We start from the raw sequence: 21,627 nt of genomic DNA on the forward strand, positions 1-21,627 counted from the left end.
GAGGTTGCAAGGGCAACCTGCAATCTCCCTGAATATAAAAACATTCTGTCTTGCGGTATTTTATTGCTCTTTTATTTTGTGGTTTAGGAATATCTTCATATCTTTGTAACAGATAAAGACAGGTCATTAATGAGAATTATCTCACAAAAGAAGATTAAGGACTTCTATGGACTACCACAATATGAACAAGCAAAGATACCTTTGCAACAGTGGTACTACACCATAAGGAACAGGGATTACAGGAGTTTTGCCCAAATACTGGTAGACTTCGGTGATACTGTAAGAGAGAAAGGCTTATATGTCTTCAGCATTGGCGAAGGAAAATACAAGGTAGCCGCCTCGATATATTTCGATACAGGGTGTGTGTATGTGCGGTTTGTGGGATCCGCTTCTGACTGGGAGGCACTTCTTGATGAGAGGGATGTAAAAAGAACTATATGAAAATATCAGAGGCTCAATATAAGTATGCCCAAAGACGGGTGGAGGAACTGTTGGAGGTTGTAACTGACACGACGCTGCCGACATCACCGGAGAGTATGGAGCTGTCTATCATGAGTACTTTTGTGGAAGAATACGAGAAAAAGCATCACCCAATAGAGAAACTCACGCTTGCAGAAGTCATAAAGCAAGGGCTGAAAGCTAAGGGAATGACACAAAAAGATCTGTCCCAGGCCGTAGGACTAAGCACCAGCAGGATAAGCGACTTCACCCAGGGAAAGAGCGAACCGACTTTGGCCACGGCAGGAGAGATTTGCAGGGTGCTCGACATCATGCCTGAAGCAATGCTAAGTTTATAACCAATAAAACGGAAGAACGATTATGGCATTTGAAATTGAAGTTGACAGAGAACATATTGAGAACACATTGTCCGTCACATATACGATGGGACAGATAAACTCATACATGGAGATTATCCGTGAACTCAAAGAAATACCTGAAGACAATGTGGTTGATATCCGAAAGACCATCGGGAGACTGCAAGACAGAATACAAATGCTGTTGGCGTTAAATCCGGAGGCGAAATTGGAATTGGAGACGGAACGGTCAGAAGGACTTAAAGATAAGTGAAACTCAAATAAAAAGAAAGGAAACATACTATGTTAGAATTAGTAGCATCGGCTCTGATATTGGGAGCAGGATTGAAAGCTATTGTGGGTGGTGACACCCGTCGAAAAGGCGGAAAGAAGAATAGCAACTACAAGGATGCTATGGGATGGTCACACGACAATCACAAGAAATTGTTTTAACGATAATCATTAACCCGTGGGTACGCTTTAATCGGCGTACTCATAACTTTTTATATACAACACGATGAAGAAGCTGAAATTATTTCTTACAGTAATGATGATATGTCTGGCAATTCCAAGCGAGGCACAGACTAAAAATAGTACTCAACATGACTATTATATATATTCATGGATACAAGTACGTGGAGCAAATAAAGCTAATGGCGATCCATGTTTTGTCATACTAATGTCTTCAGGGAATGGAACTAATTCCAAACCATCTATTTTAAAAAATGAGGTTGGACGAACTGTTGTTTTTAACAGCCAAATAGATGGCCTAAATTATCTGACATTGCAAGGTTGGGAATTATTTGAACCAAGAACAGAAGCAAGAATAAGCAACTGGGTTGCAAGAAAGAAAGTCTCTCGTGAGGTTTTAGCCCAATCAGTAAATTCAAATACATTTTATTTGGAAGAAACTCCAAAAATTCAACTTGATCTGGCAGAGCAAGCGGCTCATATTACCTATGAGTGATTTTGGGTAATTAGTTTGAGCCAAAACATGCTATACGCTGTTACACATTCTTTGTAAAATAAGATAACCGTCATTTGGACTTACAAGAACTGACATGTAAGGTGGGGAATCTACTCCACCTTTTATAAATAAAGCCCCCACCGACGCAACTAACTACGCCAGCAGGGGCCGCTAACAAGTAATATTGTAAACAAAATCTATTTCAATCCATAACTACGCTGTTGTTCCTGACTCTCTAATGCTGCCAAACTCTTGTCATAAGTGTTTGAAGCCACGGATCTGTTCTCGTCATACTTCCTTAATACGGCATTTGCCAAGGTGTTCAAAGGTATGGCTTTTTTCTCATATGCGTCAACAACCGTGTCAGAAATGTTAATGACAACAGGTCGATTGTCTATATCTGCAATCAAAGAACGGCCTTTCATAAAAACATTATTTAATCTTGGATTGAGAGGTTCGTCAGCATATTGCTTGTAGTTTCTTGGAGTGGCTTTAGGAGTGGATAGGCCTAAGGCTTCGTGGCCGGCATTGTTCAAGAGATTGACACCTCCAAAACCCATCAGCATGAGCTTTAACAGTGGATTATGGCTGAACATTCCAGCGGCAACTGCTGCTAAAGGTAGTATGTTATTCCCTATGGTGAACGAGGAAGATTTTCCTGTAAACATACTGATAAGCATATCAGGAAGCATTGCAAAGACATAACCAAGGTTCTTTGTTATGTCGCTAAATCCATTCAACCCTGCATTATCCAAATATTTACCCCATCCTGATGTCTGGAGCATATTGGAATAAGGAGAAGTCTCTGACATTGGATTTTTTATTTGTTGCGTCCCCATGGCCATGTCTTGATAATGTTGGGTGTTTAATGGTTCTGAAGGAGATACTGCGCTTGAAACAACAGACGGCGAGGCAGATTGACCGACTGCGTTATATGCCCCAGTGTCATAATGATCTCTTTTCTCTTGTCTCGAATCCTGGTGATCCCGGCTATATACCGCTGCTCTTGCCACTTGTTTCTCGGCATTTATCTTGTCTATCTGAACAGCAGCCCTTGCATAATCGCTGGCACGCTGTGAGACTTGTGCAAGTGTCATATTTCTGCCATTCAGATTCCAAACCGGCAAACCTTGTGTCGACATCTGCTTGGCAATGGAAAAAAACGAGGTGGCAAAAGCACGGCATTGTTTGGCTGTTTTGTTTAGCATCCAAGCGGGGATGGGTGCGCGGCTATCGTAAGGCAGAGCTTGATGGCTTAACGCTGTGGTAATGGTTTTCAAGAGCTTTCTTGAATTGCCATTTGTCGCTGTCAATAACTGACCAGAATCTTTATGAGTGACGGAATCACTCACATGAGGGCGTATCGGGGCAACCTTGATTTTTTTACCCAAGCCATCATTTACATTGGAAATGTATTCGGTACCGCTCTTCCTATATCCCAATGCACCCTTTTGGTATTTCCCCAATGTATCCTCATTGCCGAAAACCGCTTTGCTGTACTGCTTCTTGGCTGCATCAAGGCTGATTTTGGAAGAAGCCCAATAGTTGAATCCGGCATCGACAGCTGCACCTGAAATCAATCCTTTTACATAGGAAGCTTTAGTAGCTACTTTGTAAGCGGCCTTTTCTTCCAGCCAACCTCCGAATTTTACCGCACCTCCCTTCAGGACATATCCGGCTGCTCCCTTGGCAGCAGCTTTCAATGGTACGGCAGCTACAGAACCGACAACATCCAATGCCGGTGCGTCCATAACAGCTCCAAAGGCAAAAGCCCCGGCTTTCTCCACTTTTGACGGCTTATAGAGTTTATTGCCCAGCTCACGATTCTCTTCTTCTGCAGGTGAGAGGTCGCGACCACGCATGAACCTACCGGCCAATGTCATCATAATAGAACTGTTGGCACCCTCTTTCAGGATATATTCCAAAGAGGACTTGGGCATATCGGTTCTGGCCAAATGCTCTTTGAGCAGCTCCATAAAACGAATCTGTCCATAGTGGACTGCGGGATCGACGAATTTCCGTTTTTCCACCTTTTCCAACTCCTCCTCAACTCTTATGTAGCCTTTTGTTCCTAACTTGGCGATAAGAGATTCCCGATACCTGTCTATCAAATGCCCCCAGTCCTTTTGGAAGTTCTTGCCGGCAACAATCTTGTTTACGACCCCACCAATAAAATCGTCGAGATTTTTTTTGTTCCATTTCCCTGAAGACGATGCGTTCACATTTGCAGTCTGTACACGTATCATTCCTTGCATGACGGATCCGGCACCGATATTAGCCGGCATTTCATTGTAGGCCTTATAGAACTCTTCTGTCTGCTTACGGTGATAATATCTGTAATCCTTGGCGATGACAGGAGCACAATACTTGCTGAAGTATTGGTTAAAACAATACTCCAACTCTCCGAAATGTTGATTATTACGTGCCATGTGATGGTTTTTATATACCTAATAACTGTTTGCGTGCCTGCTCGATAGCCTTGTGGCAGACGTTCATCTGTTTGGGATAGAAACGTGCGAGCCAATCATCCAACAAGATTTCGTCATTGATGAACTTTACTGCCAGCTGGCGAGTGATCTCTATTGATTTCTCTCCTTTCTCCCTGCCATTGAACCATGCCTTCGTCCAACAGCGAGTCCCCGTCGTGTCGAAGTAGATGGATGCCTCACGGCTGATGTCGTAACTATGAATGTCTATTTCAAGATTTTGCAAAGGATCCTCCATCAATCCGTTGGCGGCAGCTTCTTCAGAAAGTTTTTTTTTTGAGACTCGTCCCACGACTGGGGATAGATACCTTGACGGACGGCCAAGAATCCAAGAAAGTCCTCTATCAGGATTTCCTGAATCTTCTCTACCAAAGGGGCACTACGCCCGGATAATCCTAAAGGATTGCCCAAGTCGGGAATCGTCTCGTAAAAGTAGTTCTTATCGGCAGCTTTCGAGAGGATATTCTTCAGCGATGCTTCCATCTTTTTAGGAGGCGTATAGGCCTTTGTACGAAGTTCGTTCATGTAAGTGGGCAGCCAACGGAGCATCAATGCCATGATCTCATCCTGACAATCGTCATACTTGGTGACAATTTTCTTGTTCCCCAGGACTTCGGCTGTAGGCTGATGGGTAATACCCATGGCGGCCAACTGCTGTATGTTTGCCCAAATCATGGCAATAAAATTGTCAGGGTCAAGCTCTTTGCCGTTAAATCGGACTCCCATGTGCAGGAACTCACCGGCATGGGCAATCTCTTGCCCGGCCTTTACATTCGTACCATAAGGGGTGTAGGCCTCGGATATGTGTCCATAGGTAACCTCGTATTTGCCGTATCTGGTGATGATATAGTTTTCGTGAACCGCATCATGCCCGGCACCGATGACCATGCCGCTTGCAATGGCATACAAGGGTTTGTCCTTGATGGCATAATCAACACCTTGGTGCTGAAACTTCTCTCCTGTCTTGGGGTGGGTTTGTTCACCGAAAGGGAGGATGACATTCAGCTCTTCTTTTTCGTCTAAAGCAAAAGGCATCATGAAGCCGCTTGCGGACTCCAGGAGCATGTCCTTATAATCTGTTGCGTCCATATATTATACTTGTTAGCTTGTTAATTTTTAACTTCATATTCCACGAGAGCGTCGCACCACCGGCTCTTCCGATACTGAAAAATCTACCTGTGATACAGACTGTCCTGCTGATACAGCTGGTGCGGCAGCATAACGTTGCATCTGCTGCATAGGCTGGCTCTCCGATTGTCGATGGTTGATGTTGCGCATGGTCATACCGCCCAACATCAGACTGGCCATCTTGCCAAGCCAACCAAAAGGCCCGAACATCATGTAAGATGAAAGTGCCAGGGATGCTAAATTCATCTTTGAGACATTGCCTCCCGTAAGTTCATTGGCAATGGAATGTACACCGTTCACCATCGTACCTGTAAGTCCTCCTTGTTGTGGAACACCTTGTGTCATTCCCGAGCCCATTATTTGGGATGTTGACGGATATTGGGGAGTCGTGGGATCATAGTAACCTCCGTTGCCGTTCGATACCATACCATTACCCGAAAAATACTGACCAATCTGCTCTTTACCTGTCTCGTAGAGATGAGCCCCTTCACCCAAGACAGAGGAAACGCCGCCTTTAACGCCTTGATATACCCCGGCAGCTTCACCTGCAACGGAACCTACCCCGGAACTGACCTTCCCATAAGTGCCATCACCGAAAAGGACATCCGTCAGATTTGCGACCATGCCGACCTCGTTTCCTTGACCGTCCACTTTCTTGCCCAATGTCGTTTCTCCAAGAACACCGACAAGACCTTTTTTGGCAGCATCCTCACCGCCTAAGGACTTCATCATGTCCGGTAGCAGGGTGCGTCCTGTCAGCTGGCGGTAGGCAACGGAAGAAAGAATAAGGCTTGCCACAGGGTGGTTTGCCGAATATTTTGCATATTGACCTGCCCATCCGGCTGTCTTATTGATTACCTTTCCACCTTCGCGCCAACCAACCTTTGTCGCATTCTTAAGTGTCTCCTTATTGATAAGGGCTGCTTTTTTCGCGGTCTCTTCAGCAACCTTTTCAGCTGCTTTTGTAGAATGGACAACACCCTGTCCGGTTGCCTTGGTGCCATCGACCATGATTCGTTCTGTCTTTTGAGCGGTTTTAGATCCGATATGCTCGGCTGACTTGAAACCGGTCTTGAATTGGGGCAGGCTTTTTTCCCAACTCTTAAAACCTGACTCCACCTTGGTCGCCTTGCCTCCCATGGACTCTATCCACTTGGTATAGTTGGCCTTGCTGGCATAACGCCCTTCCTTCATAGCTGCATTGGCCAAAGCCCTACCGACAGATTTTTCAGCACTTTCCGCTGATTTCTCTGCAAACTTAACTCCTACCTTGGCAAGCGGCTTTTCTGCAACTTTGGCGGCTGCTTTACCAAGTTCTTTCATCCAGCCCATAATCTTCTGTATTTTTAGTTAGAATATTTTATTTGAACGATCGCACGTGCCTTATGGCTTTCCGTCTTCGGGGTCTCTATGATACCACCGTTGGCAGAGGAGCAAAGCCATGCTTGTAAACCGCTATTTTCGCTTACTTCAGTGGAAGTCCAATACCAACAGTCTCCATCTAAAGCTATCGGCGTGCCACCTAATCTTTCTATGACGGGATTGATGCTTCTGGCAGAGACATTCAGTAGACGCTGTTCCGCAACGCTGGGTAAGAAGTCACTCTGACCACCAGCATGGAAAGTAAAGAGCTTCATGGCCAGCGGGCTGCCTTTCTTTGTCCCGGCATTATAACTCTTCTGCATGGCTCGTGTATTGGCAGAGCCGTCAAAAGCGGTAAGGCTGCCGCTCGTTCCGTTGGGAAGGCCAACAGAATCACAGAAGACTTCATTAAGCTCTTTCAACATGACTGCCATGAGCGGATGGTCTTCCGTCTGTTCTGCAAAAACAACCCCCACGGCCTTATGGGTAGTTTGAGAAAAGTAGGTCTCCGGATCCATACAACTATGGTTCTCACACAAGATATATCCTACATGGATTGCATTGTCGGCAGGCTGATAATCGTCACATGAACTAAAAGCCATGAGAACAACCAATACGGCAAGTCCCCATACTGCTCTGTTTTTGTGGCGAAATCTCTTATGTGAAGACTGGTGGCGTACTCTATAAGAGACACGCATGATCCTGCGAGAAAGTCTTATCACACGCATAATCGCCATAAGCATTTTGTATATGTTCATATCTATCTTTGTTTATAATGGAATCTTAACGCCGATGGCTCCACCGGTACGGAATAAATCCTTGCCTCGCATCGTCACATCTTCCTTTACCTGAAAGAAAACACTCCAGCCATTATAGAGATTGAAAGTATGTTCGTAGCCAAGCGACCCAACACCGACAAACTTGTGCAAGTCACTGCCGCCACTCACACCGATTCTGATGTTGCCATGATGGTTACGGCCACGTGTCACGCAGGGCTTATAGGCAAAACCGACATTCCAAATGTTGTAACTGTGCCAAAAAGATTTCTTGGTGACATAACCTGCTTCAGGGTCGGTCTCATACTGAATGTAGTAGTTCGCAAAATACTCCATTGCGTTGTGATAGTTCATTTCATGCTCATATGCCAGTGTAGCTTCAAATCCTTTCGGGTAGGATGCCCCTATGCCAACCATTAAATGGTTACCATGTCCCTGCCCCATAGCAGAGACGCCAAACAGACTGAAAAGAAAAAAAACTATTGCCCTTGAAGACAGAAAATGGAAAAACTCTTTATGGATTTTCATAACGCCCCCTTTCTTATTGTTCTTTCAAAAGTAACGTGTCGAAAGAATCGGCACTTAATACATCCTCATAATCCAAATTCAGTGAAATGGCCCGACCGCTAATCTGTTTCTCTGACAACTCCAATGTAAGTACCTTATCATTGGGGAATGTCATCTTCTTCAGGACTATCACATTACGATAACCTTTTCTGAACTTTACAGAGCGGTCAAGAATAAATGCAGGTTTCAATTCAATAATCTGTACATTGGTAGACTTTTCCTGCTTCTTATCCTGGAGCTTTACACGCAATTCGTCTATATCAAATGGCAGATTCGTTTTGTTCTCCACGGAGAAATCAATGAAGAAGTACTCGCCGACAACATAGATATTATTTAAACGCATAATCATCTTATCCTTTTTGGTGAATGTACTTCGGTATTTGGCCGGAGTGTTCCAGACTTTCATGCAATAAGAAGCCATGTCGATAGTAGACATACTTATTTCAGGATTATGAAAAGCATTGCGTTCCACAAGCTCCACTTCTTTATCTGAAACGGCTTCTTCAAGACGGTGTGTATAGATGAGCGCATATTGAACCCTGTAACGCTCGGTGATAATTGTAACAATACCCAATACATCACCATCTTCATGATTGCCAGACACGGGCTTTATACGTATCACATTATCCAAAGGCTTATCACCTATCACAGAATCGGTAGATATATCGACCAGCCGTATTGGTTCGGAAGCCGTGACAATGGTAGAAACTTTTTCGTTTACCGTCAACACTTCCATGTCAGAATAAGTCTTTTGTGCATGTGCACTTAGAACAGAGGTACACATTACCAAGACTGCAATGATTTTCTTCTTAAAAATTTTCATGTCTTTTATTTTTCTTGTTAGCGTTTTACTTTCTTTGTCTCTTCTCTTGCTGGCTTCCGTCTATCAGATAAACGAGCGTGCCATACTTCAGCTTCACCCTGTTCCTGCGAATGACTTTGCCTACGGCATTCATCACCTGCTGCGAGGCATTCTGTACAGCTTGGCTGGCCCAACCCTTGACACCTGTTGAAGAGGTGGTGTTGTCTACGATGTTCGTTCCGCCCTGCGTAGCTGAACCAAGAATTTCCTTGCCGGTCTCTTTAAAGGAGGACAATGGAACATAAAGCCCTTCCTGACCGTCCGTGTCATAGATGGAAAGGCTGACGCGGATAATCTCTTCTTTGCTGAAAATGCTTTGCACGGTTCCTTTCACTCGCTGATGCCCGAAACCTGACATCTGGGCATAGAGATAAGTCCCTCTCTTGACGGTCATATCGCCAATTTCTACATCATCCAACAAGCGAAGGCGCACACGGCTGCCCTCCTGTGCTTTCACATCCTCGTCTATGATGGCTTTAATGAGCTTGGACTCTTCTGTGGAAGAAGAGGAAATGGTATTGAAATAGTCAGAAGAAGTCTTTCTTTTCTTGACTACCTTTTCAGGTACTCCCTCCGGCTGTTCTCCCGCTCCACGAACATTATCTTCCGTTCTGGAAGAAGCCAAAGAGCCGTTATTTCCGTAAGATAGGTTGTTAGCACCGTTCTGAGAGCCGGCTACGGGCAGACCATATTCGCCATCACCCCCATAACTGTCTTCATTGCCATATCTGACACGACGTGAAGGGGAACCGAAAGCGACACCATTGAGATCTTCATTTATATTCTCCATCTCACGCTGTCTTCTCCTACGGTCAAGACGTGCAATCTCGGAGTCGTTGACAGGAGCGACAAAATTATCGGTTGGCGAGGAACTGCGAGAGTGGGCATTACCTTGGCGGACACGATCTTGCATCTCTCGTATCCTACGCTGTTCTTCCTGCTGCGCACGTTGCCGTTCCTGCTGCCTTCGCACCATTTCAGCCTCCCTGTCGCTGTATTGTGAACTGTAATCCTCCTTCTTGTTAACCGAGTCTCGGTCGTTCTCGACATTCTCGACACCAGAAAGGTCATTGATTTGTCCGTACTCACGCTCGGCATTGTCCAACTTGCCACCCAATACACTGTCTGTATTGGCTGCGGGGAGGTCGGAATTCAAATAATCCGTTGTTTTCAAACGAGGGTCATTATCGGACACATCAGTATTTACAGTATCAATAATGAAATATCCCACAAACAAAATCAACGGGTATAGAATTGCGGGAAAGACATATTTTCGGTCTTTGAAATTAATTTTCTTTACATCCATTTTACTATCTATTTATGATACGTCTTTGATGTAATGCGGAATCTACCTGCTCTACGGCAGTAGATCGGTGAGTCTTAGAAGCGTTGTAGCTACGTACCATATTGAAGATATTAATGGCAAAACAACCTATCACAATACCGAATACGGTAACGAGGAAACCTACACGATGGCGGTTGGCCAACGTCTGTATCTTCATGGCCAGCCAACTCAAACCGCTCTTGTCTGCAAACTGTTTACCGGCTTCCACTTCTCTTTCATAACGCTCCTTATATTTCGGGTCGTTCTTGTCTGGCATAGGTTCGCCCATAATGATTTTCTTCAGTCCCATAAATGTTCAATACTTTAATGTTAGAAATTGGTTTTCTGATTCTCGGAGAGATCCTTATTGACAAGCGTCCTCCAGCCAAAGATGATAAAACCGTGAGGATTGTTCTCAGTGCGCGGAACCCTCCTTAGGCTTCCGGCGGTAATGAGCTGACGCATCAAGATACTTGTACGACGCTCAATGCGTTGGCGGCCATAGTAGGTAAAGGTCATCTTCTGTTTGTCTAACTTGATGGAGTCACAGAAAATGCTGCATATCGTACTCGTTCCGATGATATTGTTATAAAAGCCTTTTTCCTTCAAGGCGTTGTACTGCGCAAGACCGGACTCGTCTATAAGGTACATGGCTTTCTTGATGGTATAATCAATATACTTGTCATCGGGAGCCAATGTAAAGAAGAGATTATGGAACATCTCCACATGGCTCTTTGCTTCCACTTCAAAAGTCTCGTCCATGGTAGTCTGTTTGACAAGAATGGGCACGGTGCCATCAAGGACATAAATCTTCTTATGGGCATCAGCGACCATGCCTCTGGCAACAAAAAGGCTCCCAAGGCTGATAACGACACAACCTATCAAAAACAGGCTGGTAATAATCAACACCAACTTTATCTTGTTTTCTAATTTCTTTAATACAGCCATAGCATTGTCATTTTAATGTATTCGGGGCATAACAGACATGGCACTTGACTTGACGGAGGATGCCACCCCTTCACCAAAGTTGCGGGTAGAGAAGGCGGTGTCGCCTTCAGGGATCATCCATGCGGCAAGGTCTGGAACCAAGTTCAGGCATCTCAAAGCAACCACGGAAGCTGCAAGGAGATAGCCACAAGTCAGGAAGGCATTTTGTATATAGCCGTTAATTGTACCAGTAGATGATGTAATGGCGGTAAGATTTTCTACCTGAACACTGATAACAATGTCAAACAGCAGCAGCACATAGAAACCTACGAAATAGAGCATGGCTCCATAGAAATGGACTGTCAGGTAACGGATGAGCCACTTAGCCCATGCTCCTTCCCATTTAGGAAGAACGGAAAACGCCCATTGGATAGGGCCGAAGATAGTCAGCATGCCCAATAATATCTGCTGACAGAATATGGTGGCCCACCAGCCGACCCGATACAGTACCAGCGCAAGAAACATTACTATCTTATCAAAGCCAATGATGAGACCGGCAAAGACTGATGACTTTTTGGCTCTCATAGCTTCTTTTGAACTCTCAATAGATGCTGCAGAACCTCCAGTTACTTCTGATATTATATCCATACTTGTTGGATGACTAACAAAACTTTCTGCCGCTTCCACTTCAGATGCCTTTTGATACATCGTATCGCGTTTCTGCAGCAACGGCATCAATTCGTTGTATTTTTCACTGACCTGCACGGCTTCTGCCTCATAGAGGTCGTGGGTGTAGCTTCCTATACAGTTGGGTATATAGGCTAAGGCATCCAAGATGCTGCCATTGCCACTGCCCATACCGGTCATGCTGGGGGGATACCAAAAAATCATGATGAGCGCAATACCCATTACTTTGAGTATCTTGAATACATCGACGGCTTCACCCTTAACCATCATTTTGTAAGCCATGCTGGCTCCTACGATAATAGAGAACAAGGCTCCTAATGCCATGCTCATTTGAAGTATCCACCAGAACGGACCTTGTGTCCCGATAAAATCTGGATTACATAAAAACTCATTGGTCTGAAAGACAACGTTGTCGATGTCTTCCTCAAACAGATCAACTCCAATAGTCTGGGATAAGTCGGAAATCGTATTCGACAATCCTTGAAGCGAACCTGATGGCTGTGCTTGTAATAATAAGGAACTGAATGCCATAATTGATTTTCTTACTTGTTAGCTTATATTTTGTTTTATACTTTATTATCTTCTACTTTTTGTAGTTCTTGCTGGAAAAACCATCTACGGCCATCGCCACTTTCCAACGGTTCAGGGCATTGAAAGCTACCGTGTTGATAGATGAAAGTCGCTGGGGAGACTTGCTGTTCTTCTGCATTTCCTTTGCGGATTTTACGCTGTTCCAAGCGAGCAGCTGCTTGGTAAGTTGGTAATTACGCCTGACCACATCCCTATAGATGGCCATGTACTCCTTTTTCCTGCGTCCTAAGTCCTGATAGGACTCACGGGTAATCTTGATGGCGGTTTGAAGGCAGTTATAGATGTTCTTCCACTGACGATAGTCTTCTGCCGTTCCACCGTAGGGCATGATTTTATTGATGTTCTTCTGAAAGATGTCCAACTTGCCCTCTATCTTGCCTTTCTCGACCGTCCATGCCATATCGGTCATGGGACTGCGGTCAACGATATTCTGTGCTTCCACCTTGGCACGACGGGAGGTCAAGGCTTTGATGCTGTCGGAATAGACCTTTTCGTCTGCCACACGGGCTTTCATGTGAAGACGGAAAATCTGCTTATTCTCTGCATTGGCTGTCCTTTGATATTTCTTGTGGAATGCGTTGTAATAGTAGCGTGGGGTCAAAGCCCCTGCACCGGTTTCCATTGTGGTGAACTGCTGCATGATGTACTCCTCATGGTTTTTCGTGACTTGCACATAACCTTGGCTGAAAGCCGGAAGAACTGTTGCCTGCAGTCCTATCAAGAGCGTAATCCTGTTCCTAAGCAGGATATGTATTCTTTTGAATTTAGTCATAGTGTCTTCCTCCTATGATACCGCCACCACCCAATGGGGCGTGCTGGAATGACCTGTGTTGCTCCAAACATTGAAATGCCTGGACGGAGTTGCCAAGCCATCGTCCCAAAGCATCAGTGGCAATTTCCTTGACAGTCCTTGCCATGAAGAACTCTTTCTTCCAAAATCCCATCCTCACGGTCATATATGCCCACAATTCCATGTAGGAATGCCTGATGCTGCCGTCTATCTCGTCAATGGAACCGTTGATGTCACCTAAAATGATCATCAAGTCCGACGTGGTACAGTTCCTCACACCCGATACGAGCTCGGACAGTTCGATGTAAGATTTCCTTAACTGCAAAACGCCTTTGTAGACTCCTTCGACGGCTCGCTGGCTGGCATTAATGATGATGGTGTCGCTTGACCAGACTGCCCCATGCAGGAGTATTTCTTTCCTATATGTATCCAGGAGTTTGTAATAGGCGGAAAGATTTCTTTTGCAGTTGCCAAAGCTGTTGTAAGCATGAAAGCCTGTTGCAGTACTGTTCAGAATGAGGTCAATGATGTCGAAACACTTCCTGTATCTGTCCAACTTCTTGTTAACCGAAGTATAGTCTTCCATTGTCTTCATACTCTTCTTATGATAGGCACGCACACCTTCCTCTGCGAGAGCACGTAGCTCTAACATGGCCTTAACCGTCTTGTGATTACTGATCATGGCCTCCAAAGAGACAGGGTCAGTAGGAATGTCTATTGCCTTGGTTTCTCTTGGAACGAAGAGAAGGCATAGGCTCATCAACGATATGTATATCCATTTGTTCATGTCTGCTGTTATCTATGTTAATGTCTTAATTGCTGCCTATGGCTTTGCTTTTTGAGAAGTGGGGCTTGAAGAAGCTTTCTTGGCTTTGTCACTTGCGTCCGTCCATCGCCCTAAGGCGTATTCGGCAATAGTGCCACGGGACTTTCTCGTAATGGGATTCAACAGTTGGTTAGTCAGGAAATCTTTGATAGTCTGGCGGTCATTCATGACCTTTTCCAAAAGAACTAACTGGGAATAGATGACGCTAAGCTGATATTCCACATCCCTTGCCACATCTAACCGGTCGCTTGCCCAAAGCAGATGGATGGCATCTGAACCTTCCTCATTAGGCATATTCTTGGCATAGTTGTATCTCACCGTGATGGAACAGTCCGGCATGTCTTCCATCAACTGTTTCTGACGCTCGTTGACTTTCGCGGCACGCTCTTTTTCGGACAGACTCATATCAAGATTCATCGTCTCTATGACATTCTCTGCTGAATAGGCGGCAGAGAGCTTGTAATCGACACTCAATATGGCACGGTGGATGCGGATGCCAAGGAAATGCTTGGGCTTCGATTGGAGCTTCAAGACTGCCGTATAGGTCACCTGGCTCTTTACCTGTGCGCAATAGGCATGACGGACAAAGATGTATTGGCCATCGCCGTTAACCCATTCTCCGGCATCTTGCCAGGAAAGCTGGAACAGACTCTCCAACTCTCTCATATTGGAATTGATTCGGTAAGGACCGCCATTATCTTCACTAAGATCTTTATAGTATTCCGCTATGGCGTTGTCTATCTGCGCCAAGTTGGATTGAACCTGCGAAAGCTGACGTTTCAATGCAGCTTGGTTGTTGCTGATAGCGTCATATTGTGCACGGAGCGCGGCAACCTTGTTGTTATCGTGGGCCATCTTGGCTTGGTTCATCTGGGAGACCAATGAACTCATCTGTTTGTCCATGGAGCGAATCTGATTTTCAAGGCTCTTAATCTCGTCCTGACAGCCTTTCTTTTTCTGCTGTAGCTCGTTGGCCCCATTCGTGCTCACCTGTGTATAGTCCAAAGCGAAATTCTTCGATTTGGGGTCTTCCAAATGACTTCCCTGATTTCCATTCTCTTTCCAATTAAATGACCCCTCTGCAAGGGTTGCACCATCGTCGCACTTGGCTAAAAACACTACGGAGTTGCAGCCTTTCATCTTGTTCTCGTCTGCTATGGTGTAGTATTTCCTGGCATCGAAGCCTAACTTATACACAACGCGTTGGGAAGCGGCTTTGTCGCTCTCCAAGCTGTTGTAGTATTTGAGTTGGCTCTCCATACGCTTTCTGAATGTTTCTTCGTCCATAGACTCGGAATCGAAAATCTCTTCATGCACCTCGTGTTTGATGTTCCATGAGTCTGTCACCGTCATATACACTGTCCAGTGTTTGCCTCGCCAATGTTTTGAATGGCTGAAAGTACCTCCCTTTTTATCATATGAATAAGTGTAGGAGGCTGTTTCGTATTTTAGGGTTATTGTATGGCCGGGATTGTTCCTTTCATATTCACCTTTTCGTGTAGGACTCCAGCCAGTGGCACTTTCTGCAGCAGCCTTCAACTGATTGTATTCAGAAGTGGTGAGCGTGGGATAGTCTGGCGTACCGGTCCTCATATAATTCTCCTTAAAGAGCCAGTTGTCCCAATGATCGCTGTTGTTCGTATTCGAAGGATGGGAGGGATGGTAGGTAGCAACCACTTTCTGACCTTTATCCTCTGAATAGATATACCAGCGTTGCTTGTAGTGCTGGCCTTGCAACTCCTTGATATAGTTGCTCACATAACCCGTGATGCTGTAATTGTCTACTTGGAACAGACGTGAAACGGCATCTGCACTATTCGAACCGATGACACTCATCAAAATGGCCTTGACATTTCCGGCATTGCGGATGCTTTCATATTTGCTCCGAAAAGTCTGATATAACTGGTAAATCTCACTTGGCTTGGATTTGAAGATCCTGCCAATGGCGGAGAAGTCCCTCATATTGCTGTCCACAGCACCTTTTCCTGCGGTCGCAAGTACACCTCCGAGTTTGCCGATGTCGTTCTTGATATCCTCCTTGGCTGCTTTGATGTTGAAATCTCCGACTTTCTCCAAGAGTTCTTTCCAGTTGACATTGCCAAGCTGGGCCAAGTCAAAGACTTTTTGCAGCTTCTCGTTGATAACTAAGAAAGTTACATCCTTGAACGACAATTTTCCATTAGTAACGACAAGTTCAAACTGCTTGCAGAGCTGCTCGACATTCTTGGTGGTCTTGAACAGGTATGGCCCCCAATAGAGGGCATTGTCGGGTTGTTTGACCATCTTGGCTGCAACGACAATGAGCTTGGGCATGATGCCGTCCTTCACCAAATAGAGGATGCGTTGGTAATAGTAGTTCTCATCGCTGCCGAAAACTCCGACTTCACGCATGGCGTTCCTGTCTTTCAACTTTGACAGGTAGATGCCGGCTGTGGAAAGGCTGGCCTTGGTGTAGTGTCCTAAGATGGAGTCTACATCAGAGGCTGTCTTCCGTTCTGTCTCTTCCTCTATCGCATATGCGGCGGTCATGGCTGCCACGGTCTTCGCATCAATGTTGATGGCATGATACGACTGCGCTGACATGGATGTCACCGAGAGGATCAAAAGGATGATAGCGATGAAACGACGCATATGATTGATGAGTTTAATTGTCTAACACTTTTCTTTCTTTCAGTACTTTCCGTGCAAATTCCAAGGAACTCTTGATTCCGGAGCGTTTCCAATCACGCACGAAGGCTTCAATGGCGTGTTGATGATCACATTGGAGAATCTTCTTGTAGAGTTTCAGGGCAAGTTTCTCTACCTTCTCCGTCGTGTAACTCATGTAACACTCCGGCGGTTCTTCAATGCCGTACACATCGCCTTCCTGACCACGTTTGATGAACACTTCCTTGAATGGGGAACGGCCTTCCTTATTCTCCAAGCGGTTGATGGTGAAAATCTTCTTGCAGTCGATGTCGGTCAGAGCCAAGGTCTTTTTGATATTATCGAATTTGTCCTTGAACTTGCTCTGGTCAAGTAGCATGAACACGCCGGAGTTGTTGATGATGGCTTCCTTAACAATCTTGGACTCGGTAACGTCCTGTATTTCTTGCGTTACCACGCCGACCATGGCCCAGTGTTTACGGGCTGTCTTGTATAGATACTGTATATAGGTGGCCATGACAGGGGTGGCAATGGCTTTCCATGCTTCTTCTATGACCAGGCATTTCCGGCCTTCCTTTAAGAGCATCTTCTGTGTGAAGACATCCATGATGATCAACACGACAATAGGGAAAAGGACGGGATTCTCTTTTATTTTGTCAATTTCGAATACGATGAACTTCTCATTGAACAGGGAGGAATCCATTTCGTTGTTGAGTGTGTATTCCATCTCCCCTCCCTTATAGAACGGCTTTAGGATCGTGGCAAACTCGTTGATGGCAAATTTAACCTGATCCTGCTTCATGATTTGAGGAATACGCTCAATGGCGAACTCATAATAGGTGTTGAAGTTGAGTTCCGTAACCCTCATCTTCTTACGCTGGCGTTCTATCTTGTCGATTTTCCTGTTGATCCGCTGAAGATACTTACTCTCTATGAGTTCGGGAGTAAGGCGACGGAGCAGCTGGCTCTTCGCATTGTCTTTTTCTCCTTCAGTAGCGGCGGAATCGTCGATGACGGCTTGCAGCTTGTCACGGAGACGGAGGTCGCGCTGTTTCTTCCTTTCATCGTCATCATCTTCTTCTATATCGTCAATATCATCAGATACTCCGTAACGTTTTTCCAGCTCCTGTTCGTATTCCTCATACTTGCCGGTACGTTTGTCTTCAAGCTCCATGACATGGCGCATGTTGTCGCGCTGCTCTTCGGTAAAGCCTTCAAATGGGGTGAAATACTCTTCGAAGTATTCTATGAGGGTTTGGTTGATGATGGTTTCTTCGAGCTTTGTGGGCTCGCCGTTTCCCTTGAAGATCAGGAAGATGATATTCCTAAGGAAGTCCTTTTTTGCCTGGAAGTTCTGCTCATACTCGGCTTTCTCTATCTTGAAAGGGTTCATCGAGATGGGGTGTTCCTTTGAATAGGTGATGTATATGCCCTCGAAATAGCTGCAAAGACCTTCGTAGCTGTCGCCGGTATCTACAATGACAATATCGGTATCCTGCTCGTAGTACTGCCGCATGACGGTATTCATGAAAAAGGACTTGCCACTGCCGGAAGGGCCAAGGACAAAGAAATTGGAGTTGTCGGTATATCTAATCTTTCCTTCCTTGCCTGACACGTCAACAGGCATCGGTACGCCTTGCCTGTCTGTGTAGTAACATTTCAGGTTCGTGTCATCCCCTTTCTGTTGACGCTCCTTATACATAAGGCAGAGTGCAGGGTCGGAAAGTGTCAGGAAACGGTCGTAGTCGGCATTGAGTTCATAGCAGTTGCCGGGGAAGCTGGCAACGAACAACTCCAATTGGTTATAGGCACGCTTTGACAGGTGCATGCTGTATCTTGCCAAAAGGTTCTCCAAACAGTTGGTGATCTTTTGCAGGTTTCTGTCTGCCGAGGTCTTTACGATAAGATTATAATGTGCATAAACAAACTGCTTGCCGTCACGAGCTACTTCATTAAGGACGTTATTGATGTCTTCAACGGCAATCTGATTATTCGGATTGGGAATGGAAGCGTGACGGTTCTTCTTTTTCTCCAACTTTAAGATCTCCCGCTTCTGATTGGGAAGAAAGATGACCTGATTGTAAATAAGCGTGTCTACATCAGGGAGTGTGCTAAGGTCGGAAAGCAGATCCTGCGGCATGACGGAGTTGTTGACATTGATGTCGGCATAAGGGCGAAGGGTGCCGGGAAGACCGGGATCATCTACATCCAAGAGGCTGTAGATTTTCAACTGGTCATCGCCCATGCCGATCTTCTCGGACTCCACCTTGAAGTCATTCATAGAAACAACCTCGTTATTGAAATCAACAGCAAAGAAACGCTCGGTATATTCCTGACATTCGTCACCAGTGAGAAAGCGACAGTTGATGTTCTCGCTCTTCAGACGGTCATGGACTTTCTGTATCTTGACTTGGAAATCGCGCCACTTGTCGGCATCGTATGCCTTCAAACCGCCATTTCGACCACGTTGGGAGATGGTGAGATAGGTTTCAGAATCTATATAGGGACGACCGTTGAAGAACTTGAAATAGGCATCGGAAAGAAAATGCTTTCTCACATCGGTGTCCTTTCCTGCGATGCTCGACATATTGAAGTTCTTACGGACGAAAATATCCTGTTTGTGAATGGCATATCCTTCACCTAACACTTGTAGGACGGATGCCAAAAGGGAAGTGAACTCGTAATAACCGTCCGTATCAGCAGAGTACTTCCTGACGGGATTGTCCATCTTAAGGATGGCTGAATAATCGCCTTTCTTTGTGTAGACCACACCGATCTCATTGACATCCTCAAAGCTGAAGTAGATGTCTTCAAACACCTTGGCGCGTTTGCTGCCAGTACCGAAGGCTTTGATGGAAATGTATATTCCCAACAAGATGGAGGTAAAGACTAATATGACGATTAGGGTAATCATGAATTTGTTTTGCTTACAATCAATATGAATATTCTAATAATGTCTTGAATGGCTGAAAATGTAGATACCTTTCGGGGATTTCTTGGAATGGAGACCTTTATGTTGCTTGACAAAAATGGAGACTCCTCCTATTGACAGAAAAATTGTCAGCAACGCTAATGCAACAAGAAAACTGAAAATCACATAGCCAATCAAGAATGACAACAGACCTCCGCCAACGGTGACAGCGGCCCATACAATGTATCTTCCTCGAAGCCCCAGAAATTCAAGAGGCTTTTGAAGCCCCTTGAATACCGGGTAATCGGGATAGTCGCTTTTGACTGTTGCCATATTCCTCGTCTTAGAGTCCGAAGAACAGTGGCAATGCCTGGGCTGCCGCCACGAAGAAGATGCAGGCACCAACAATCATCATGATGCTCTTCTTGACATCCTGCTCCTCGTTGTTCATCTTGACGTAAACGGAGATGGCACCGAGAATGGCAACAATACCTGCAATGACGTAGCACAACTTCGTTATAACAGGGATGTACTTCTTCAGCGCATCAGTTGCCTTACCGATTGCCTGTGCACCGGAGTCCATGCTCTGGGCATCTGCTGCTACCGTGCAAACGACCAGCAACAGCATAACTGCTACAAAGCGGGGGTCCATCACTACGGCCTTGATTTTCTTACTTGCGGAGATACAAAAGCTCTTGGCTCCGCTTACCATTACTGACAAAGTCTGATTCATTGTCTTTGATTTTTTAAATAAATAATTAATAAATAATATGTAATAAAACAATTACCAAAGTCTGTCGGTCACGCCGAACTGGAAACCAAAGAAGGCTGGAAGGACGATAGTCGCTATAAGCAGGAAAAGGCAGCTGCCGACCAAAATAATGATGCTTTTCGTAAATCCTTCTTCCCCTGCCTGCATCTTGATATAGATGCTCGTCGCGCTGTATATGGATAAAAGGGCTGCTATGGCATAAAGCAGATACAATACGGCTGTACAGCATGTCAAGATGAATACCACCATATTATATAACCGGCCTGAATTGCCACTGTAATCCGTCGTACCACAGGTGGCCATGACGGGTTGCGTGAGCAACAGTAATGCCGACAACAGCAAATATGTCTTGGATTTGAATGTCTTCATAACTTAGAAACTAAATTGTTCTGCCTGCTCGTCTTCTCTCTTGGCTTTCAAATAGGCGGCTGCATAATCTTCAACGAACTCGTCTACATACACAGCTCCCTGAATGTCCGGAGACACACTGTTGAAGTTCTGCTTTATCGAGTCTGCCTTGGCTTTTGCCTGCATGGCCAATTCCTCGGCGTCGGACGCTGCAATATCTTCAGCCGTAAGAGGATTCTGATCAAATTGAGAAGTCTCCGCACCTTCACTGGCCTTATTGTAAGATGCTTCTTCTGTCTCATGTCCGTATTTCTCCGGTTCTTCTTCACCGGGGCGTTCTATCTGATACTTGCCTTCACCGGTCTCACTGATTCTGACAGGTGAGACTGCTGGTGTGGCATCCGCATTGTTAATAGGCACGCTGGCGCGAATAACTTCTACACTTTCTTTCTTCTCTCCTTTCGGGCCGAACAAATCCAGGCAGATCATGACTACATAATAGATAACAAAGATGAATGTCACTACGATTGCGTATATACCGAATGATCCCATATTCTTTTTATTTATTGGCTACAAAATAAATGACTTAATATCAGAAAGACAGCCTTAAAAAAAAGAAACTCTTATATTAACATTTTCAAAATGTTTTAGGCGGATTTACGGCCTTTTTGTGTTAAAATTCGGGACTTTAAAATTATGAATTATCCCGATTTTTGCTAAAACGAGTAAATTAGATGAGTCATGGGGGCTGCTCCTCTTATCTTGTTATTCCTATATCATTCTTATATACTTATTACCGTATATACATATTGGCGTATATACAACAATACATATATACGCATGGAGGACAATACATATACCTG

At 45.0% G+C, this 21,627-nt stretch carries 24 protein-coding genes; 5 read left to right on the top strand and 19 right to left on the bottom strand.

What is annotated here, in order from left to right; translation table 11 throughout:
• Nucleotides 1–129: 129 nt before the first annotated feature.
• From HMPREF6485_RS05890 to HMPREF6485_RS05905, 5 genes are all read left to right on the top strand, one after another.
• Entirely contained in the window at nt 130–441 is a 312-nt protein-coding gene (locus HMPREF6485_RS05890; protein WP_004345353.1) for a type II toxin-antitoxin system HigB family toxin, read from the top strand.
• On the top strand, nt 438–797 hold the full coding sequence (locus tag HMPREF6485_RS05895) for a helix-turn-helix domain-containing protein (RefSeq protein ID WP_004345354.1): 360 nt from the start codon (nt 438–440) through the stop codon (nt 795–797). Before HMPREF6485_RS05890 ends, HMPREF6485_RS05895 begins: the two co-directional genes overlap by 4 nt.
• A gap of 22 nt (nt 798–819) precedes the next feature.
• On the top strand, nt 820–1,068 hold the full coding sequence (locus HMPREF6485_RS05900) for a hypothetical protein (RefSeq protein WP_004345355.1): 249 nt from the start codon (nt 820–822) through the stop codon (nt 1,066–1,068).
• Nucleotides 1,069–1,097: 29 nt separating this feature from the next.
• Nucleotides 1,098–1,247: a hypothetical protein gene (locus HMPREF6485_RS14150; RefSeq protein ID WP_004345356.1), complete on the top strand. Its 150-nt coding sequence runs from the start codon at nt 1,098–1,100 to the stop codon at nt 1,245–1,247.
• 64 nt (nt 1,248–1,311) lie between these two features.
• A complete protein-coding gene (locus HMPREF6485_RS05905; protein ID WP_004345357.1) occupies nt 1,312–1,761 on the top strand; it encodes a hypothetical protein in 450 nt (149 codons plus the stop codon).
• A gap of 197 nt (nt 1,762–1,958) precedes the next feature.
• On the opposite strand, the gene HMPREF6485_RS05910 is transcribed toward HMPREF6485_RS05905, so the two are convergent.
• From HMPREF6485_RS05910 to HMPREF6485_RS06000, 19 genes are all read right to left on the bottom strand, one after another.
• Nucleotides 1,959–4,190, bottom strand: coding sequence for a hypothetical protein (locus HMPREF6485_RS05910; protein ID WP_004345358.1), 2,232 nt, complete (start codon nt 4,188–4,190; stop codon nt 1,959–1,961).
• Between the two features lie 10 nt (nt 4,191–4,200).
• A complete protein-coding gene (locus HMPREF6485_RS05915) occupies nt 4,201–4,485 on the bottom strand; it encodes a hypothetical protein (protein ID WP_004345359.1) in 285 nt (94 codons plus the stop codon).
• A complete protein-coding gene (locus HMPREF6485_RS05920; protein WP_004345360.1) occupies nt 4,485–5,336 on the bottom strand; it encodes a M23 family metallopeptidase in 852 nt (283 codons plus the stop codon). The genes HMPREF6485_RS05915 and HMPREF6485_RS05920 overlap by 1 nt, the downstream gene beginning before the upstream one ends.
• A gap of 33 nt (nt 5,337–5,369) precedes the next feature.
• Nucleotides 5,370–6,707 carry a hypothetical protein gene (locus HMPREF6485_RS05925; RefSeq protein ID WP_004345361.1) on the bottom strand — a complete coding sequence of 446 codons (1,338 nt, stop codon included), beginning with the start codon at nt 6,705–6,707 and terminating at the stop codon, nt 5,370–5,372.
• 14 nt (nt 6,708–6,721) lie between these two features.
• The gene (locus tag HMPREF6485_RS05930; RefSeq protein WP_004345362.1) at nt 6,722–7,495 is read right to left on the bottom strand and encodes a hypothetical protein; all 774 of its coding nucleotides are present in this window, start codon (nt 7,493–7,495) and stop codon (nt 6,722–6,724) included.
• A gap of 12 nt (nt 7,496–7,507) precedes the next feature.
• Nucleotides 7,508–7,849, bottom strand: a complete 342-nt coding sequence (locus tag HMPREF6485_RS14355) for a hypothetical protein (RefSeq protein ID WP_248622241.1) — start codon at nt 7,847–7,849, stop codon at nt 7,508–7,510.
• 205 nt (nt 7,850–8,054) lie between these two features.
• Nucleotides 8,055–8,903: a conjugative transposon protein TraN gene (gene traN / locus HMPREF6485_RS05940; protein ID WP_004345365.1), complete on the bottom strand. Its 849-nt coding sequence runs from the start codon at nt 8,901–8,903 to the stop codon at nt 8,055–8,057.
• A gap of 25 nt (nt 8,904–8,928) precedes the next feature.
• The gene (locus HMPREF6485_RS05945; protein ID WP_248622243.1) at nt 8,929–10,116 is read right to left on the bottom strand and encodes a conjugative transposon protein TraM; all 1,188 of its coding nucleotides are present in this window, start codon (nt 10,114–10,116) and stop codon (nt 8,929–8,931) included.
• A gap of 136 nt (nt 10,117–10,252) precedes the next feature.
• Nucleotides 10,253–10,576 carry a hypothetical protein gene (locus HMPREF6485_RS05950; protein WP_004345368.1) on the bottom strand — a complete coding sequence of 108 codons (324 nt, stop codon included), beginning with the start codon at nt 10,574–10,576 and terminating at the stop codon, nt 10,253–10,255.
• A gap of 20 nt (nt 10,577–10,596) precedes the next feature.
• On the bottom strand, nt 10,597–11,214 hold the full coding sequence (traK, locus tag HMPREF6485_RS05955; protein WP_004345370.1) for a conjugative transposon protein TraK: 618 nt from the start codon (nt 11,212–11,214) through the stop codon (nt 10,597–10,599).
• A 12-nt stretch (nt 11,215–11,226) separates the two neighbouring features.
• On the bottom strand, nt 11,227–12,411 hold the full coding sequence (locus tag HMPREF6485_RS05960) for a hypothetical protein (protein WP_004345372.1): 1,185 nt from the start codon (nt 12,409–12,411) through the stop codon (nt 11,227–11,229).
• 52 nt (nt 12,412–12,463) lie between these two features.
• Nucleotides 12,464–13,243, bottom strand: a complete 780-nt coding sequence (locus tag HMPREF6485_RS05965; protein ID WP_004345374.1) for a DUF5045 domain-containing protein — start codon at nt 13,241–13,243, stop codon at nt 12,464–12,466.
• Nucleotides 13,236–13,913: a hypothetical protein gene (locus HMPREF6485_RS05970; protein WP_248622245.1), complete on the bottom strand. Its 678-nt coding sequence runs from the start codon at nt 13,911–13,913 to the stop codon at nt 13,236–13,238. Before HMPREF6485_RS05970 ends, HMPREF6485_RS05965 begins: the two co-directional genes overlap by 8 nt.
• A gap of 171 nt (nt 13,914–14,084) precedes the next feature.
• On the bottom strand, nt 14,085–16,718 hold the full coding sequence (locus HMPREF6485_RS05975) for a coiled-coil domain-containing protein (RefSeq protein WP_004345384.1): 2,634 nt from the start codon (nt 16,716–16,718) through the stop codon (nt 14,085–14,087).
• Nucleotides 16,719–16,731: 13 nt separating this feature from the next.
• Complete coding sequence (locus HMPREF6485_RS05980) at nt 16,732–19,647, bottom strand: TraG/VirB4 family ATPase (protein WP_004345386.1); 2,916 nt, start codon at nt 19,645–19,647, stop codon at nt 16,732–16,734.
• Between the two features lie 33 nt (nt 19,648–19,680).
• Nucleotides 19,681–19,977 carry a DUF4133 domain-containing protein gene (locus tag HMPREF6485_RS05985; RefSeq protein ID WP_004345388.1) on the bottom strand — a complete coding sequence of 99 codons (297 nt, stop codon included), beginning with the start codon at nt 19,975–19,977 and terminating at the stop codon, nt 19,681–19,683.
• A gap of 10 nt (nt 19,978–19,987) precedes the next feature.
• Nucleotides 19,988–20,377 carry a DUF4134 domain-containing protein gene (locus HMPREF6485_RS05990; RefSeq protein WP_004345390.1) on the bottom strand — a complete coding sequence of 130 codons (390 nt, stop codon included), beginning with the start codon at nt 20,375–20,377 and terminating at the stop codon, nt 19,988–19,990.
• A 51-nt stretch (nt 20,378–20,428) separates the two neighbouring features.
• Nucleotides 20,429–20,785, bottom strand: a complete 357-nt coding sequence (locus tag HMPREF6485_RS05995; protein WP_004345392.1) for a DUF4134 family protein — start codon at nt 20,783–20,785, stop codon at nt 20,429–20,431.
• 3 nt (nt 20,786–20,788) lie between these two features.
• Nucleotides 20,789–21,316: a hypothetical protein gene (locus HMPREF6485_RS06000; RefSeq protein WP_004345395.1), complete on the bottom strand. Its 528-nt coding sequence runs from the start codon at nt 21,314–21,316 to the stop codon at nt 20,789–20,791.
• Nucleotides 21,317–21,627: the final 311 nt, after the last annotated feature.

The sequence above is a fragment of the Segatella buccae ATCC 33574 genome, assembly GCF_000184945.1.
In the GTDB taxonomy this organism is placed as follows: Bacteria; Bacteroidota; Bacteroidia; order Bacteroidales; family Bacteroidaceae; genus Prevotella; species Prevotella buccae.